Source organism: Pseudomonas sp. SST3 (assembly GCF_003325755.1).
This window is the reverse complement of the sequence record NZ_QORI02000007.1, coordinates 43884-58235: the sequence shown is the minus strand read 5'-3', so window position 1 is coordinate 58235 and position 14352 is coordinate 43884. Positions and strand designations below refer to the sequence as shown.

Genomic DNA, 14352 nt, shown 5'->3' with positions numbered 1-14352 from the left:
CTCGCTTATAAATCAAAACAATATAACTATATTAATCAATCAGTTGAAACAGATAGCTCATGTTTTTAGACAGGTGACGCTGGCGACTAAGCCTCCGCTGTGAGAATCTTCGCCGCCGCGCGGTAGCCTGCCGCGCTGTATACTGCCCCGTTCGAGTCGATACGCTGTAATGATCCGACTATTACCACTGCTGTTGTGTCTGTTGGTGCTCGCGCCGTGGCCGGTGGTCGCGCGAGTAATGGGCCCCCAGGCATGGCAGCCGGTGGATACGGTACGCGATCTCGCGGAGATTCGCCGCAGTGGGGTGCTTCGCGTGCTGATCAACCAGAGCCGCAATAGCTCAGGCGAGGTCAAGGGTGAAGCCATCGGCGTGGAATATGTGCGTCTGCGTGCGTTCGAGCAGTTTCTCAATCGGGGTTCGAAAGGACCTCAGATCACGTTGGAAATCATTCCCAAGGCCAAAGATCAGCTGCTTGGCGCGCTGCAACGAGGCGAGGGTGATCTGGTGGCGCCGGGAGAGCTTTTGGAGTTGGGTGCGATGCGCCGAGTCAGTCGCAGCCGGGCCGTCGTCGATAAGGTGCCGATGGTGCTGGTCAGCCGCCAGGGCAACCATCGTTACAAAAGCTTCGAGCAATTATCGGGGCGTAGTTTGGCGTTGTCGGCTGGCAGTGCGGCAGGGCCTGCTCTGGAAGGCATTAATCAGCAGTTGATGCAGGCCGGGCGTGCTCCGATTTCCATCGAGTGGGTGGATCCGACGCTTGCAGTGGAGGATGTGCTGGAAATGGTGCAGGCCGGAGTTTATCCGGCTACGGTTGTTGAGCAGACCATTGCCGAACGCTGGGCGAAGGTGTTGCCCAAGCTGCGTATCGAATCCCAGCTGACGCTGGGCAAGCGGGCCGACATGCATTGGTTTCTGCGAAAGGAGGCGAGCATGTTGCGTGCCAGCGTTGATCGCTTTCTTCACGGCTACAATTCGCCGGACAACCAAGACGCTGCGTTCGTTCGAGTCTATCGGCGGCTCTATCGAGTGCAGTATCCGCTCGACCGGATCGGACGCCAGCGGCTTGAAAACGTACGGCCAACCCTACAGCGGCATGCTAAGCAGCAGGATATCGATTGGCTGAACCTAGCCGCGTTGGCGTTCAAGGAGTCGACCCTCAATCCGGCGGCTCGCGGCGCTTCCGGGGCCACCGGACTGATGCAGGTAACTCCCGCCACTGCTCGCAGCTTGGGCGTAACTGACATCGGCAAGCTGGACAACAATGTGCAGGCCAGCGCGATGTATCTGGCCAGCATCCGTCGCAAATTCTTTTCCAGTCCCAGACTGAATGAGCGTGAACGCATGGCGTTCGTCCTCGCTGCCTACAACATGGGCCCGCAGCGGGTTCAGAGTATGCGTGCGGAGGCCCGTCGCCTCGGTCTCAATCCGGATCAGTGGTTTTTCCAGGTTGAACGTGTCGCCATGGCGACCATGGGCATGGGCGTGGTCAGCTACGTTAATGCGGTCAACAAGTATTACCTGGCCTACACCCGTGAACGCTACTTGCTGGAAGGCGGGCCGCAGAGCGCGGCCAATTGACCGCTTAGCCGTTCTCCATGATGAGTCGCCGTTCGGCTGCATCCAGGCGCCAGCGCTCGTTCTCGTCGAAGTGTTCCGCCGCCAATCGAGCGATAGCCGCACGCTTGTCAGCGTCGCCAAGACCCCGGCTGCTTTCGATGCGTTTCTTTTCCTGGCGATAGACCGCCAGCCGCTTCTGCCATTCCTGTCGTTTCAGATCGAGCCGTTCCAGGCGAGCGGTGGCAGCGTTGCCAACCAGTTGCTGGCGTAGCTGACGCAAGTCGGTCGGCGAGCCGCCGCTGGACTGCAGCACCTGTGTCTGCTCGCGTAGTTGGGACTGCAGCTGTATCACAATTCCGTCCCGCAGTTCGGGCGGCAGGCTGTCCTGCAGCCTGTCGATAGCTGCCCCCTTCGCCGCTGCATTGAGGGTTGGGTTGCGTCGAATCGCCAATCTTTCCAGCGTGAAGCTGTCGGCCGCTTCCTCCAGCGCAAAGAATGCCTCGTGTGTCTCTTCATCAAATGTCCCGGCGCGCAGCTGCCGAGCTGCGCGCAGCCGCTCGCGCATGGCATCCAGATCGGCCCGCTGCGCGTGTTGCTCTTCGAGTACCAGTAGCTGACGTTTGTAATCCAGATACTGGCCCAGCAGCCGCAATGCCTGGTCCGCTCCGGGCTGAGGAAGTTGCGCCTGGATATAGCGGCGCAGGCGGGTGACGCTTGCCTCGATCGGCTCCTCGCCAATCGAGGCCAGGAAGTAATCGAAGACGCGACGGATGTCGCGCTCGATGATTAGCCTGCCCAGGGAGTCGGCGCGAAGCTGACCGTCGACCTGGGTGCCGGTGAAAGAGGGCGGCAGGCGCCGGATCGTCTCGGTGGGCGAGGGTTGTACGGCTAAAGGACGAACCGGCGTCTGATCTACAGGCAGTTCCGTAGTGAACGTCGGGGCTATGGTCGTATGCGCGCGGGGCTGTACCGGTCCGAATGGCTCACGCCAGTGAATAGCGACGCCAACGGTAACGCTCAGCAGAAGCAGGGCAGCGAGTTTTTTCATCGATATGCCTTGTGGTCAGGGCCGGGGCCGGTTGGCCCCCGGCGCGTCTCAGAGGCCTGCGTTCTTCAGGCGGTTGGCATGCTGGCGGTAAACGGTCAGTGGATCGGTTTCGAACAGGCTGGTCAGCCCGAGCACCTGGTTGACCTCGTCCAGGTGGTTCATCCGGTAGTTGTCGCGGATAACCATGCCGAGGTGCGAACTGCAGCGGCCCACCAGTCCATCATTCGCCTCGTCGAACGCGAGCGAGCCTGCGCCCATCATCGCGTCACTAATATCCAGCGGGTTGGTCAATGGGCTGGTACCGCTCCAGGAGTAATAGCGCACGCCGTTGACCTGGTATGCCCCTTCGCCGCATGTAGAGGTCGGAATGCCCTGCGGGTACTTGGCGTTGAAGCGTGCGGCGCCTTCGCTGTTGAGCGACTCGAGCGCCCCGAGCGAGTCCTGCGGTTCGGTACTCGGGCTGCCGGACAGGAAGTGAATCAATGCGCCCATACCGTTGACCAGGCCGGCGGCGATGGCTTCGCCGCCGGATCCCTCGGGGATCTTGCGGAGCAGGTCCGCGACATCCGATCCCTTGTGCGGGGCGCCTACAGTCGTGACTGAAGCGACCAGGTCGGGACGTACGGCGGCAACGTAGCGCACCGTCGGCCCACCGTGACTATGGCCTATCAGGTTCACCTTGGGTTTTCCGCTGATCGCGACGATCTCTTCGATCTGTTCCAGGAGTTCTTCGCCGCGCAGTTCTGAGGTGTTGAGCTGGCTGACTTCGGTCACGTAGACCTGCGCTCCATCACGCCGAAGCGCATGCGGGATGCCGTACCAATAGTCGATGCCGAGCATGCTGTCGAAGCCCAGCATGCCGTGAGTGAGGACGATCGGATAACGCGTCTGGGTGTAGCCGCTGGAGCTGAACAGGCCTGCCTGCACCTGACTGGAAAGGGCCAGGGCGGTGCCGAGGCATAGAGCGATCAAGGTCTTCTTGTTGTTCATGAATGCACTCATCGGTGGGTGAGTCGGGCATTGGCAGTCCCTCGCCATTCACCGCGCGCTGCGCGTACTGCCGCAGGATAAGCGCAGCAATCATGCCAGGTACTGGCAAGCGAAGCGTATCCGCTCTGGTACGGTGGATAGGTGATAGTTGATAGCAATCAGCCTCTAGCGTCGTATCGGCTGTCTGTTACCAGGCGGAACGCCTTGATGGGTAGGAAGGTTATGTTCTAATGATCGAAGCCCAATCGATGAAGTTTGTCGCAAATAGCGACCATTTAGTCGCTTTAGAACTGACCGGTCACGGATAGTCGATGGCAACGATATACCAGAGCTTGGCGCCGGTAGGCGTTTGAACCTGTACCTCAGCGTCAAGCGGTTTGCCCACCAACGCTCTGGCGAGTGGCGAATCGATGCTGATCAGGCCTTGGCGCAAATCCAGCTCGTCCGGCCCGACGATGCGATAGCGGGCTTGCTCGCCATCCTCGTCTTCCACCGTCACCCAGGCGCCAAAGTAAACCTTGCCCGGATCGCTCGGTTTGTCGCTGACGACCTTCAGCTTCTCCAGACGCTTGGTAAGAAAGCGCACTCGGCTGTCGATTTCCCGCAGCATTTTCTTGCCGTAGGTGTATTCGGCATTTTCGGAGCGATCGCCTTGCGCTGCTGCTTCGCTGACCGATTGCGTGACCTGCGGCCGCCTGACATGCCAAAGCTCGTGCAGCTCGGTGCGCAGCCGCGCTTCGCCCTCAGGGGTGATCAAGGGAGTACCGGCGGGGCGTGGGGGGCGATAGCGGCTCATGGATGATCCGGGTCAGACAAGGAGTCGCACATTCTAGAAGCTCTCGTCTCCATTTGTTGTCAGTTCTCACGAAGCACATTAAGCGGGCTGGCGTTCAAGGCGCGGCGGGTGCCGATCACGCCGGCAGCCCCGACCAGCAACGCACCAATCACTGGTAGGATCAGCAGCCAGGGGTGCGGCTGCCAGCGCAAGTCGAACGCGAAGTGATAGAGCAGGGCGCTGACCAGTTCGCAGCCTAGAGTGGCCAGCAAGCCGCTGGTCGCACCGAGCACGCCGAACTCGGCGCGCCTGGCCTTGAGCAGCAGGCTGCGCTTCGCGCCCAGCGCCCGCAACAGAGCGCCTTGGCGGATGCGCTCGTCGAGCGTGGCCTGAAGCCCGGCGAACAGCACGGCCAGGCCAGCGGCGAGGATGAACATCAGCACGTATTCCACCGCCAGAGAGACCTGCGCGAGGATGCTGCGTAACTGACTGAGCAAGGCCTCGACCTGGAGGATCGTCGCGGAGGGGAAATCCCGGGCCAGCTGCACCAGTTCGCGATCCTTTCCGGCCGATAGGTGGAAGCTGGTCATATAGGTGGTGGGCACGTCACGTAGCGTTTCCGGCTCGAAAATCATGTAGAAATTCGGCTGGAAATTGTCCCAGTTCACTTCGCGCAGGCTGGTTACGCTGACATCGCGGGTGAGCCCGCCGACCGTGAAGCTGAGCCGATCGCCCAGCTCGACCTGAAGGCTCTCGGCCAGTTCGGCTTCCACCGACACGCCGGGTAGCTCGCTCCGTTCGCCGTCCCACCAATGACCGGCGCTCAGGCGATTATCGGAAGGCAGATCGCGTGCCCAGGTCAGGCTAAGATCGCGGCGTATTGCGCGCTCGCCCTGGCTGTCCTTGCTTACCAACTGACGCACCGGCTCGCCGTTGATTGCCACCAGGCGACCCGGTACGACCGGGTACAGCGGCGCGGCATGATCCGACAGCGCCTCGATACGTTGGGCGAACGCATCCCTATCAGCGGGCAAAACGTTGAGCACGAAATGGTTGGGCGCATCGTCCGGCAGCTGATTCTGCCAGGTATCGAGCAGCTCGCCGCGCAGCAGTGCGATCAGCGCCATCGCCAGCAATATCAGACCGAAGGCCAGTGATTGGCCAGCCGCGGCCAGCGGGTGACGGAGTAGCTGCCCGAGGCCCAGGCGCCATGCTAGAGACGCGCCAGAAAGCGCCCGACGCAGTCCGCTTAGCGCCAGCAATAACAAGCCACCGAGGACGACGGTGGCAAGCAGACCGCCACCCAGCAACGCGAGGGTTATTTTCAAGTCCAGGCTCAGGCGCCACATGATCAGGCCAAGCGCGCCGATCGCTGCGCCGTACACCAGCCAGGTGCTCGGTGGGACCGGCAGAATATCTCGGCGCAGCACCCGCAGTGGCGGCACACGACCCAGAGCGGCCAGCGGCGGCAAGGCGAAACCGGCCAACGCGACCATCCCAGTGGCGATGCCTGCCAGGGCGGGCCAGAGGGTCGCGGGCGGGACTTCGCTGACCACTAGATCGCGCAGCAGAAAAAACAATCCATGTTGCGCGGCCCAGCCCAGCAAAGCGCCTGCTGCACTGGCCGCTACGCCAAGATAGCCGAGCTGCAAGGCATAGAGCGTCAACGCCTCGCGTCGTGACAGCCCAAGACAGCGCAGCAGGGCGCTGGCGTCGAAGCGGCGCGCGGCAAAACGTGCCGCCGAAAGCGCTACCGCGACGCCCGCAAGGAGTACCGCCGCCAGGCTGGCCAGGTTGAGATAGCGCTCGGCACGCCCAAGGGCACCGCCGATCTGACGGTTACCATCTTTAGCGGTTTCGATGCGCTGATGCGGTTGCAGGTCGGGTTTGATGGTCTCTTCGTAGGCTTGCAGCTGTTCGGTCGAGCCACGCCAGAGTTCGCGATAGCGCACGCGGCTGCCGGGCTGCACCACGCCAGTGGCATCAAGGTCGTCGAGGTGCATCAGTACGCGTGGCGTCAGGCTGTAAAAATCGCCTACACGATCGGGTTCGTAAGTCAGCACGCGGGTCAACTGCAGCTGCTTGTTGCCCACCTCGATGTGATCGCCTATTTGCAGGTCGAGTGCGGCGAACAGGCGCGCTTCGGCCCAGGCTTCACCGGGTTGCGGGCCTGGACCGGGCTGCTCGGGCTGATATGGCGCGGCCGCGCTGCGCAACTCACCGCGCAGCGGGTATTGGTCGTCGGCTGCCTTGACACTGGTCAGCTGGAGATTGTCGTCGGTCGCGACGACACTGGAGAATTCCACCACCCGAGCATGGTCGAGTTGCAGTCGAGAGCCTGCCTCGATCTGTTCGGACGCAGCAGGTGCGCTGCCACGTAATACCAGATCGGCACCGAGGAACTCCGTGGCACGCAGCAACATGGCATCGTTCAGGCGTGCACCGAAATAGCCAATGGCCGTGCTTGCCGCGACGGCGATCAGCAGCGCGCCGAACAGTACGCGAAGCTCGCCGCCTCGGGCGTCCCGCAATAGCTGACGTAGCGCCAGCGCAGCCAGGCGGCAGAAGGGCACGCGCTTCATCGGGTCTGCTCATCACGAAGTTGGCGTCCACCTTCCAGGCGAAGCAGGTGCTGGCAGCGCTGCGCCAATCGCTCATCGTGTGTGACCAGCACCAGGGTGGTGCCGCGCTCCCGGTTCAGTTCGAAGAGCAGCTCGGTGATGTTCGCGCCGGTGTGGCTATCGAGATTGCCGGTGGGCTCATCGGCGAACAATACTTCGGGTTCGGCGGCGAACGCGCGGGCGACGGCGACGCGTTGTTGCTCGCCGCCCGATAGTTGTCTCGGATAGTGATGCAGGCGAGCGCCCAGACCGACTCGTCCGAGCAGCTCGGTGGCTTTCGCCTGAGCGTCACGGCGACCATGCAACTCGAGGGGCAGCATGACGTTCTCCAGGGCGTTGAGGCTGTCGAGCAGTTGGAACGATTGAAAGACGAAGCCGACATGCTCGGCCCGCACCCTGGCGCGCTGGTCTTCGTCCAGATCTCCGAGCAGATGGCCGGCGAGGTGCACCTCGCCCGAGCTGGGCAGATCCAGGCCGGCCAACAGGCCGAGCAGTGTCGATTTTCCGGAACCGGACGTTCCGATGATCGCTAGGCTCTCGCCCTTGTTCACGCTAAGGGACACATCGTCGAGTATCGCCAGCTCGCCTTCCGCGCTGGGTACCGCTTTGCTAAGGTTCCGGGCGTAGAGAATGCTGGCGCTCATGGAGATTCCGATGCGAAATTGGCTGAGAAGTGGAGTCCTGGTACTGCTGTGCTGGGCTCAGGGAGCCTTGGCGGGAACGGTGCTGGTGGTCGGGGATAGTATCAGTGCCGCTTTTGGGCTGGAAACCAGCCAGGGGTGGGTACACATGCTTCAGCAACGCCTTGATACAGAAGCGGCGGATTATCGTGTGGTGAATGCCTCGATCAGCGGTGACACCAGCGCCGGCGGGCTCGCCAGGCTACCCACTTTGCTTGCGGAGCATGAGCCGGAGGTGGTGATACTTGAGCTGGGGGGCAATGACGGTCTGCGTGGCCAGCCGCCTGCTCACTTGAAGCAGAATCTTGCTGCGATGGTTGAACAGTCACGGGAGGCAGGCGCTGAGGTCCTGTTGCTTGGCATGCGGTTGCCACCCAACCTGGGGCAGCGCTACACCACGGCTTTTGCCCAGGTGTTCGACTCCCTCGCTGAGGAGAAGGAACTACCTTATGTACCGTTTTTCCTCGACGGTGTAGGTGGGGTCGAGGGCATGATGCAGTCTGATCGTATACATCCTACAGCCGGTGCCCAGCAAAGGCTGCTGGATAACGTCTGGCCGGTGCTCGAGCCCTTGCTTTGAGGCGTGCGCGCGGCTACTGTCGCGCCCCTCGATCGGAGCCTCAGATGCCGCGCCCAGCCTGGACCCTATTTGCCTATCGTCTTATCGTGCCGGACGAACAGTTCGACCTGTTCGCCTGCCGCGAAAATCGTCTGCATCTGGCGCTGCGACAACTGGAGCTGAACGGTCAGGTCGATCGCACGCTTTGCGGTGGTTTTCTACCTGCGCGGCCACGCTGGCAGGATCTGGAGCGACCGATGCTCAAGGACCGCCGGCTCTGTTCAATATGCCGTGAGGCGCTCAGGGCGCAACGCAAGGGCCTTCCGTCTGCCGCCAGTGGCTGGTAGCTCGGCGGCTGCTGTCGCTTCGAGTACAATCGCCGGCAATACGATTCACCATTCTCCAAGGAACCCCTGAATGCTCTCGCGTGCGTCTGCAGTCGCCTCCTGTGTGTCATTCGCTGCTCTGTTGTTGGCTGGGCCGTCCGCTGCTCTCGAGTTGCCGCTCCCGCCGGAGGGCGAGGATGTAGTCGGGCAGATTCAGGTCATCAAGGCTAAATACGAAGACACTTTCGCGGCGCTGGGCGAAACGTACGACCTGGGTTATCTGGAACTCATCGCGGCAAACCCGGGTGTGGATCCCTGGTTGCCGGGCGAGGGCACCGACATCATTCTGCCAACTCGCTATATCCTGCCGCCTGGACCGCGTGAGGGTATTGTGATCAACCTGGCCGAGTACCGGCTGTACTACTACCCGGAGGGCAAAGATGTAGTGCATACCTTCCCCCTCGGAATCGGCCGCGAAGGCTGGGGGTCACCGGTAGGGAATACACGTATCACGGCCATGACCGACAATCCGGCGTGGTATCCACCACAGTCGATTCGAGATGAGCACGCTGCCGAGGGGGACCCTTTGCCAAAGGTCGTGCCGCCCGGACCGGATAACCCGCTCGGTCCTTATAAGATGACCTTGGCGTTGCCCGGCTACCTGATCCACGGATCGAACAAAAAGTTCGGCATTGGCATGCGTGTCAGCCACGGTTGTTTCCGCATGCTCAATCACAACGTTTTGGAATTGTCAGGGTTGGTTAAAGTCGGAACCGCGGTGCGAATTATCGACGAGCCATACAAGTTCGGCGTAAGTCAGGGCAGAATCTACTTGGAAGCGCACACGCCGCTGCAGGACGAGGACAAGCATATGACGCTGATGGATAAGCATGCAGTGGTGGTCAATACGCTGTTGAAGCGTGACGAAACGGCTGGCGTGCTGCAACTGGACTGGGAAATGGTGCGTGAGATCATCGCAGGTGAAGACGGCCTGCCGATCCAGATCGCCGAGCAGGGTCAGGCACTAGCCAACCAGGAAGAGCCGATTTTCTGAAGAGCCCCCGGAAGGGGCGAGGCGGCTGTTCCGCCGCCCACAAAAAAGCCGACCTGGTTGCAGGTCGGCTTTTTTATCGCCTGAAGCTTACTTGCGGCTGGCGCGTTCCAGCATACGCAGTGCGCGCTCGTTGGCTTCGTCAGCAGTTTGCTGAGCCTTCTGAGCAGCCTGCAGAGCCTCGTCGGCCTTGCTGTAGGCTTCGTCGGCGCGTGCCTGAGCACGGGCGGCGGAGTCTTCGGTCGCAGTCAGGCGGGCTTCGCTTTCCTTGGTCATGCTGTTGCTGCAACCAGTAGCCAGAACTGCGGCGAAAGCCAGAGCAGAAAATTTCAGAACGTTGTTCATCTTGTTCCCCTTAAGGATGAAATCCATGGCAACTTCCGTTATGGAAAGTTGGCGCGCACATACTACCGATAAGTTGCGCTAAGTAAACTGAGGCAAGCAGCCGCTACCACAATTTTTCTGCAGCCTCATTCGTTTCATGGCTGCGACTGGACAAGCTGATTGAAAAACAATCAGAGCAAGCCGCTGCACTCGTTACATGGACCGGCGGAAAGCTTGAAAAGTTGCACTTTGCGAAGCGTTTGCAAGCGGTCAATGTATCGATTGCCCAGCGCTAGCATCACCAACTTTTAAGCAATTGAAGCGGAGTCTTACATGGCGGTAGCATGCATCGTCCAACTAACAAGAAAAAATGGGAATGTGCGGGCTCCGCATAGGCCCTCCAAGTCAAAGGCAGGGCAAGCCTGCAGAGGAGGCGAGATGACCGACAAGCTAACCATCAACCATGATCGAGCGGGCCATCAGTTCGAGACGATCGTGGATGGCTATCGCGCCTATCTGGCTTATGTAGACCTTGGCAAGCAGACCCTGGATTTCTATCGGACCTTCGTGCCCGATGCGTTGCGCGGTCGCGGTGTCGCCGCCGTGCTGGCTCAGCATGCGCTGGATTACGCCGCGCGCGAGGGCTATACGGTGATTCCGTCCTGTTCCTATGTCGAGTGGTATATCGAACGGCAGGGCAACCCAGCGGGCGACATTGACGGCGAGTAAAAAGAAAAACGCCGGTAACCGGCGTTCTCGTCTGTTCAGCCCACCGCTAGCCGCGAGCGCGTTTGGGCAGTACCTCCCTCAGTTTTCCATGCATGCCGAGGATGGCTTTCTCGGTGGCGTCCCAATCGATACAGGCGTCTGTGATAGACACGCCGTATTTCAGGTCTGCCAGATCTTTCGGAATCGACTGGCTGCCCCAGCCCAGGTGGCTTTCCACCATCAGCCCGACGATCGAATTGTTGCCCTCGAGGATCTGGTTGGCCACGTTGTCCATTACCAGTGGCTGCAGGGCCGGATCCTTGTTGGAGTTGGCGTGGCTGCAATCGACCATGATGTTCGGCGTGATGCCAGCCTTGTTCAATTCCTGCTCGCACACCGCCACGCTGACCGAATCGTAGTTGGGCTTCCCATTGCCGCCACGCAGCACAACGTGGCCATAGGCATTGCCCTTGGTGGTGACGATGGAGACTCCGCCCGCTTGGTTGATACCGAGGAAGCGATGCGGGCTGGAAACGGACTGCAGCGCATTGATCGCAACGGTCAGACTTCCATCGGTGCCGTTCTTGAATCCCACTGCAGACGACAGGCCCGACGCCATCTCGCGATGTGTCTGGGATTCGGTGGTGCGTGCGCCGATGGCCGACCAGCTGATCAAGTCCTGCAAGTACTGCGGTGATATCGGGTCAAGTGCTTCGGTTGCAGTCGGCAGGCCCATCTCGGCGAGGTCGAGCAGCAGTTGACGGCCGATGTGCAGGCCGTCCTGAATCTTGAACGAGTCATCCATGTATGGATCGTTGATCAGGCCCTTCCAGCCAACGGTTGTGCGTGGCTTCTCGAAGTACACCCGCATGACCAGAAACAGACTGTCCGATACTTTTTCGGCCAGTACCTTGAGGCGCTCGGCATATTCATGCGCAGCCTTGAGGTCGTGGATCGAGCAGGGGCCTATCACGACGAACAGGCGATGATCCTTGCCGTCGAGAATGTTGCGTATCACCTGGCGTCCTTCGGAGACGGTTTTCAGCGCGGAGGAGGTCAGCGGTATTTCACGCTTCAACTGTTCCGGCGTGATAAGTGTCTCGTTGGAGGAAACGTTAAGGTCATCGATCGGTAAATCAGCCATCGTGTTCTCATCAGGGTCACGGGTGCCGTCCGCCAGCGAATCCCGGTGCGGCGGAGCAGGGCTTGAGGGCGCAGCGGGGAAGCGGAACCTTATCGCGTATTGCGTCGCCTCGACAATGTTCTTGAGGCCGGACAGGCGCCTCGCTGTGTTCAATATCGGTACGCGCTCCGAAAGCAACCGAATCACAGCGGCTGGGCTCTGCTTCGGGACGCTGATAAGGTGGGAATTTGATCGCTAAATCCGCGTTCCAATGACCTGTTGCTGGAGTCCTGCATGACCGCTCTTAAACCTCGAATCGGAATTATCGGAACTGGCGCCATTGGCGGCTTCTACGGTGTGATGCTCGCCCGAGCCGGCTATGACGTGCACTTTCTGCTGCGCAGCGAATATGACGTAGTCAGGCAGAACGGGCTGCAGGTAAACAGCGCGGTGCATGGCGCGTTGCATCTGGATGCGGTGCAGGCCTACCGCAGCGCCAACGACATGCCCAAGTGCGATTGGCTGTTGGTCGGCGCGAAAAGCACCAGCAATCCAGAGCTGGCTCCGCTGATCGTGGAGGCAGCGGGGGACGATGCCAAGGTCGTGGTGTTGCAGAACGGTCTGGGAATCGAGGAGGACCTACGTCAGGTTTTGCCGGGCAATATCCACCTGATGGGAGGCCTCTGCTTCATCTGTGCACACCGCTCGGCTCTGGGCGTCGTCGAGCATCAGGCACTTGGCGGGGTCAACCTCGGTTATCACTCGGGGCCGGCAGAAACCCAAGAGCAACAACAGGCCCTGGTTGAAGCGGGCGTGGTGATGTTCCGGGCGGCGGGTGTCGATTCCAGTGCAGCCGCCAACCTGGCTCAGGCACGCTGGCAGAAGTTGGTCTGGAACATGCCCTACAACGGTCTTTCGGTGCTGCTGGACGCAGGCACAGCACCCTTGATGTCGAATCCGGACAGCCGGGCGCTGGTAAGATCGATCATGTTGGAAACCTGTGGGGCGTCGGCGGCATGTGGCTACCCAGTTCCGGAAATGCTGGTGGACCGGATGATGAAGGCGACGGATCTCATGCCCAATTACCTGCCAAGCATGTACCACGATCACGCACACGGGCGCCCGCTGGAGCTTGATGCAATCTATGCCGCTCCGCTGGCTGCGGCAGCAGCAGCCGGGTTCGCTATGCCGAAGACCGAGGCGCTTTACCAGGCCTTGCGTTTTATTTCGGCGCGTGCGGATCGCTAGGTCTGTCAGTCCGTTGGACTCAGCCGCCCGCCGGGTGACGCGCGCGGGGCAGTAGTGGATTTTGTTCCGGCTGCTAAGCTCAACCGAGGCCGCGAGATTCCGGTGAATGCTCGCGGCGTTGGCGTTCCGGTAATGCGATCGGGCCGGCAGACCCGGCAATGGTTCCCGGATACCCTCATATTTCTACCCTGGAAAGATTGCAATGCGGCTATCGGTGCGCGAGTCGTTACAGGCGGTACATACGGAAATGACCTAGAATCCCAACGTTCCGGTGCACGAAGTTATAAAAAGTGGTGGCGTTCAGACGCCATTGGCCTTTGAGGGATCTCTATGAAGCTTCAGCAACTGCGTTACATCTGGGAGGTAGCGCATCATGACCTCAATGTCTCGGCAACGGCGCAGAGCCTGTTCACTTCACAACCCGGCATCAGCAAGCAGATTCGGTTGCTTGAGGACGAGCTGGGCGTGGAAGTCTTCGCGCGTAGTGGAAAGCACCTGACCAGAGTGACTCCTGCGGGCGAACGGATCATCACCACGGCCGGCGAAATTCTTCGCAAATGCGACAGCATCAAACAGATCGCTCAGGAATTTTCCAACGAAAAGCGTGGCACCTTGAGTATCGCGACGACCCACACGCAGGCTCGCTATGCCTTGCCGCAGGTGATCAGCGCTTTCATCAAGCAGTACCCTGACGTCTCTCTGCATATGCATCAGGGGACGCCTATGCAGATTGCGGAAATGGCTGCCGACGGTACCGTGGATTTTGCTATCGCCACCGAGGGCTTGGAGCTGTTCGGTGATCTGGTGATGATGCCGTGTTACCGCTGGAACCGCTGCGTGGTGGTGCCGCAGGGCCACCCGCTGACGAAGCTGGAAAAGCTCACGCTCGAAGCCTTGGCGGAACATCCCATCGTGACCTATGTGTTCGGTTTCACCGGGCGTTCCAAGCTCGACGAGGCCTTCAGCCACAAGGGTCTGTCACCGAAAGTGGTGTTCACCGCAGCCGATGCCGACGTCATCAAGACCTATGTGCGCCTGGGATTGGGTGTTGGCATCGTTGCGCGGATGGCAGTCGATGCCAAGCTCGATCCGGACCTCGTGGTGCTCGATGCCAGCGAATTGTTCGAGCCCAGTGTGACCAAAATCGGTTTCCGTCGCGGTACTTTCCTGCGCGGTTTCATGTGCGATTTCATCGAAACCTTCGCACCGCACCTTGTTCGAGAGATGCTCGAAAAGGCTGTGCAATGCCGAAACAAGGTCGAGCTGGACGAGCTGTTTGCGGATGTCGATCTGCCCACCTTCTAGTCGGCTTGGCAGTCGCTGTGGTGTGTCTGACGTCGC

General features: G+C 60.5%; 14 protein-coding genes. 7 read left to right on the top strand and 7 right to left on the bottom strand.

Annotated elements, in window-relative coordinates; translation table 11 throughout:
• The first annotated feature begins 169 nt into the window (after positions 1-169).
• Positions 170-1579 (top strand): transglycosylase SLT domain-containing protein, encoded by a 1410-nt coding sequence (locus tag DQ405_RS08930; protein ID WP_168423880.1) that lies wholly within the window; start codon positions 170-172, stop codon positions 1577-1579.
• A 4-nt stretch (positions 1580-1583) separates the two neighbouring features.
• On the opposite strand, the gene DQ405_RS08925 is transcribed toward DQ405_RS08930, so the two are convergent.
• From DQ405_RS08925 to DQ405_RS08905, 5 genes are all read right to left on the bottom strand, one after another.
• Positions 1584-2606: a lipase secretion chaperone gene (locus tag DQ405_RS08925; RefSeq protein WP_168423879.1), complete on the bottom strand. Its 1023-nt coding sequence runs from the start codon at positions 2604-2606 to the stop codon at positions 1584-1586.
• A 48-nt stretch (positions 2607-2654) separates the two neighbouring features.
• Complete coding sequence (locus DQ405_RS08920) at positions 2655-3596, bottom strand: lipase family alpha/beta hydrolase (RefSeq protein WP_168423878.1); 942 nt, start codon at positions 3594-3596, stop codon at positions 2655-2657.
• A 298-nt stretch (positions 3597-3894) separates the two neighbouring features.
• Positions 3895-4392, bottom strand: a complete 498-nt coding sequence (gene greB, locus DQ405_RS08915) for a transcription elongation factor GreB (RefSeq protein WP_168423877.1) — start codon at positions 4390-4392, stop codon at positions 3895-3897.
• A gap of 59 nt (positions 4393-4451) precedes the next feature.
• Positions 4452-6953 (bottom strand): ABC transporter permease, encoded by a 2502-nt coding sequence (locus tag DQ405_RS08910; protein WP_168423876.1) that lies wholly within the window; start codon positions 6951-6953, stop codon positions 4452-4454.
• Positions 6950-7636 carry an ABC transporter ATP-binding protein gene (locus DQ405_RS08905; RefSeq protein ID WP_168423875.1) on the bottom strand — a complete coding sequence of 229 codons (687 nt, stop codon included), beginning with the start codon at positions 7634-7636 and terminating at the stop codon, positions 6950-6952. Before DQ405_RS08905 ends, DQ405_RS08910 begins: the two co-directional genes overlap by 4 nt.
• Positions 7637-7646: 10 nt before the next feature.
• Between DQ405_RS08905 and DQ405_RS08900 the strand changes: the two genes are divergently transcribed.
• The 3 genes from DQ405_RS08900 (at position 7647) to DQ405_RS08890 (ending at position 9611) form a co-directional block, all read left to right on the top strand.
• Positions 7647-8252, top strand: coding sequence for an arylesterase (locus tag DQ405_RS08900; protein ID WP_168423874.1), 606 nt, complete (start codon positions 7647-7649; stop codon positions 8250-8252).
• Between the two features lie 44 nt (positions 8253-8296).
• Positions 8297-8578, top strand: a complete 282-nt coding sequence (locus DQ405_RS08895) for a hypothetical protein (protein WP_168423873.1) — start codon at positions 8297-8299, stop codon at positions 8576-8578.
• A gap of 70 nt (positions 8579-8648) precedes the next feature.
• On the top strand, positions 8649-9611 hold the full coding sequence (locus DQ405_RS08890) for a L,D-transpeptidase family protein (RefSeq protein WP_168423872.1): 963 nt from the start codon (positions 8649-8651) through the stop codon (positions 9609-9611).
• Between the two features lie 87 nt (positions 9612-9698).
• Here the strand turns inward: DQ405_RS08890 and DQ405_RS08885 are convergent, their stop codons facing one another.
• Positions 9699-9953, bottom strand: a complete 255-nt coding sequence (locus DQ405_RS08885) for an Lpp/OprI family alanine-zipper lipoprotein (protein WP_168424042.1) — start codon at positions 9951-9953, stop codon at positions 9699-9701.
• 417 nt (positions 9954-10370) lie between these two features.
• Here DQ405_RS08885 and DQ405_RS08880 point away from each other — a divergent pair, with 417 nt between their 5' ends.
• Positions 10371-10661 carry a GNAT family N-acetyltransferase gene (locus DQ405_RS08880; protein WP_168423871.1) on the top strand — a complete coding sequence of 97 codons (291 nt, stop codon included), beginning with the start codon at positions 10371-10373 and terminating at the stop codon, positions 10659-10661.
• Positions 10662-10707: 46 nt separating this feature from the next.
• Here the strand turns inward: DQ405_RS08880 and DQ405_RS08875 are convergent, their stop codons facing one another.
• Positions 10708-11784, bottom strand: a complete 1077-nt coding sequence (locus tag DQ405_RS08875; protein WP_168423870.1) for a 3-deoxy-7-phosphoheptulonate synthase — start codon at positions 11782-11784, stop codon at positions 10708-10710.
• A 273-nt stretch (positions 11785-12057) separates the two neighbouring features.
• Here DQ405_RS08875 and DQ405_RS08870 point away from each other — a divergent pair, with 273 nt between their 5' ends.
• Both DQ405_RS08870 and cysB read left to right on the top strand, forming a co-directional pair.
• Positions 12058-13011 carry a putative 2-dehydropantoate 2-reductase gene (locus DQ405_RS08870; RefSeq protein WP_168423869.1) on the top strand — a complete coding sequence of 318 codons (954 nt, stop codon included), beginning with the start codon at positions 12058-12060 and terminating at the stop codon, positions 13009-13011.
• Positions 13012-13341: 330 nt separating this feature from the next.
• Positions 13342-14316 (top strand): HTH-type transcriptional regulator CysB, encoded by a 975-nt coding sequence (gene cysB, locus DQ405_RS08865; RefSeq protein ID WP_168423868.1) that lies wholly within the window; start codon positions 13342-13344, stop codon positions 14314-14316.
• The last annotated feature ends 36 nt before the right edge of the window (positions 14317-14352 follow it).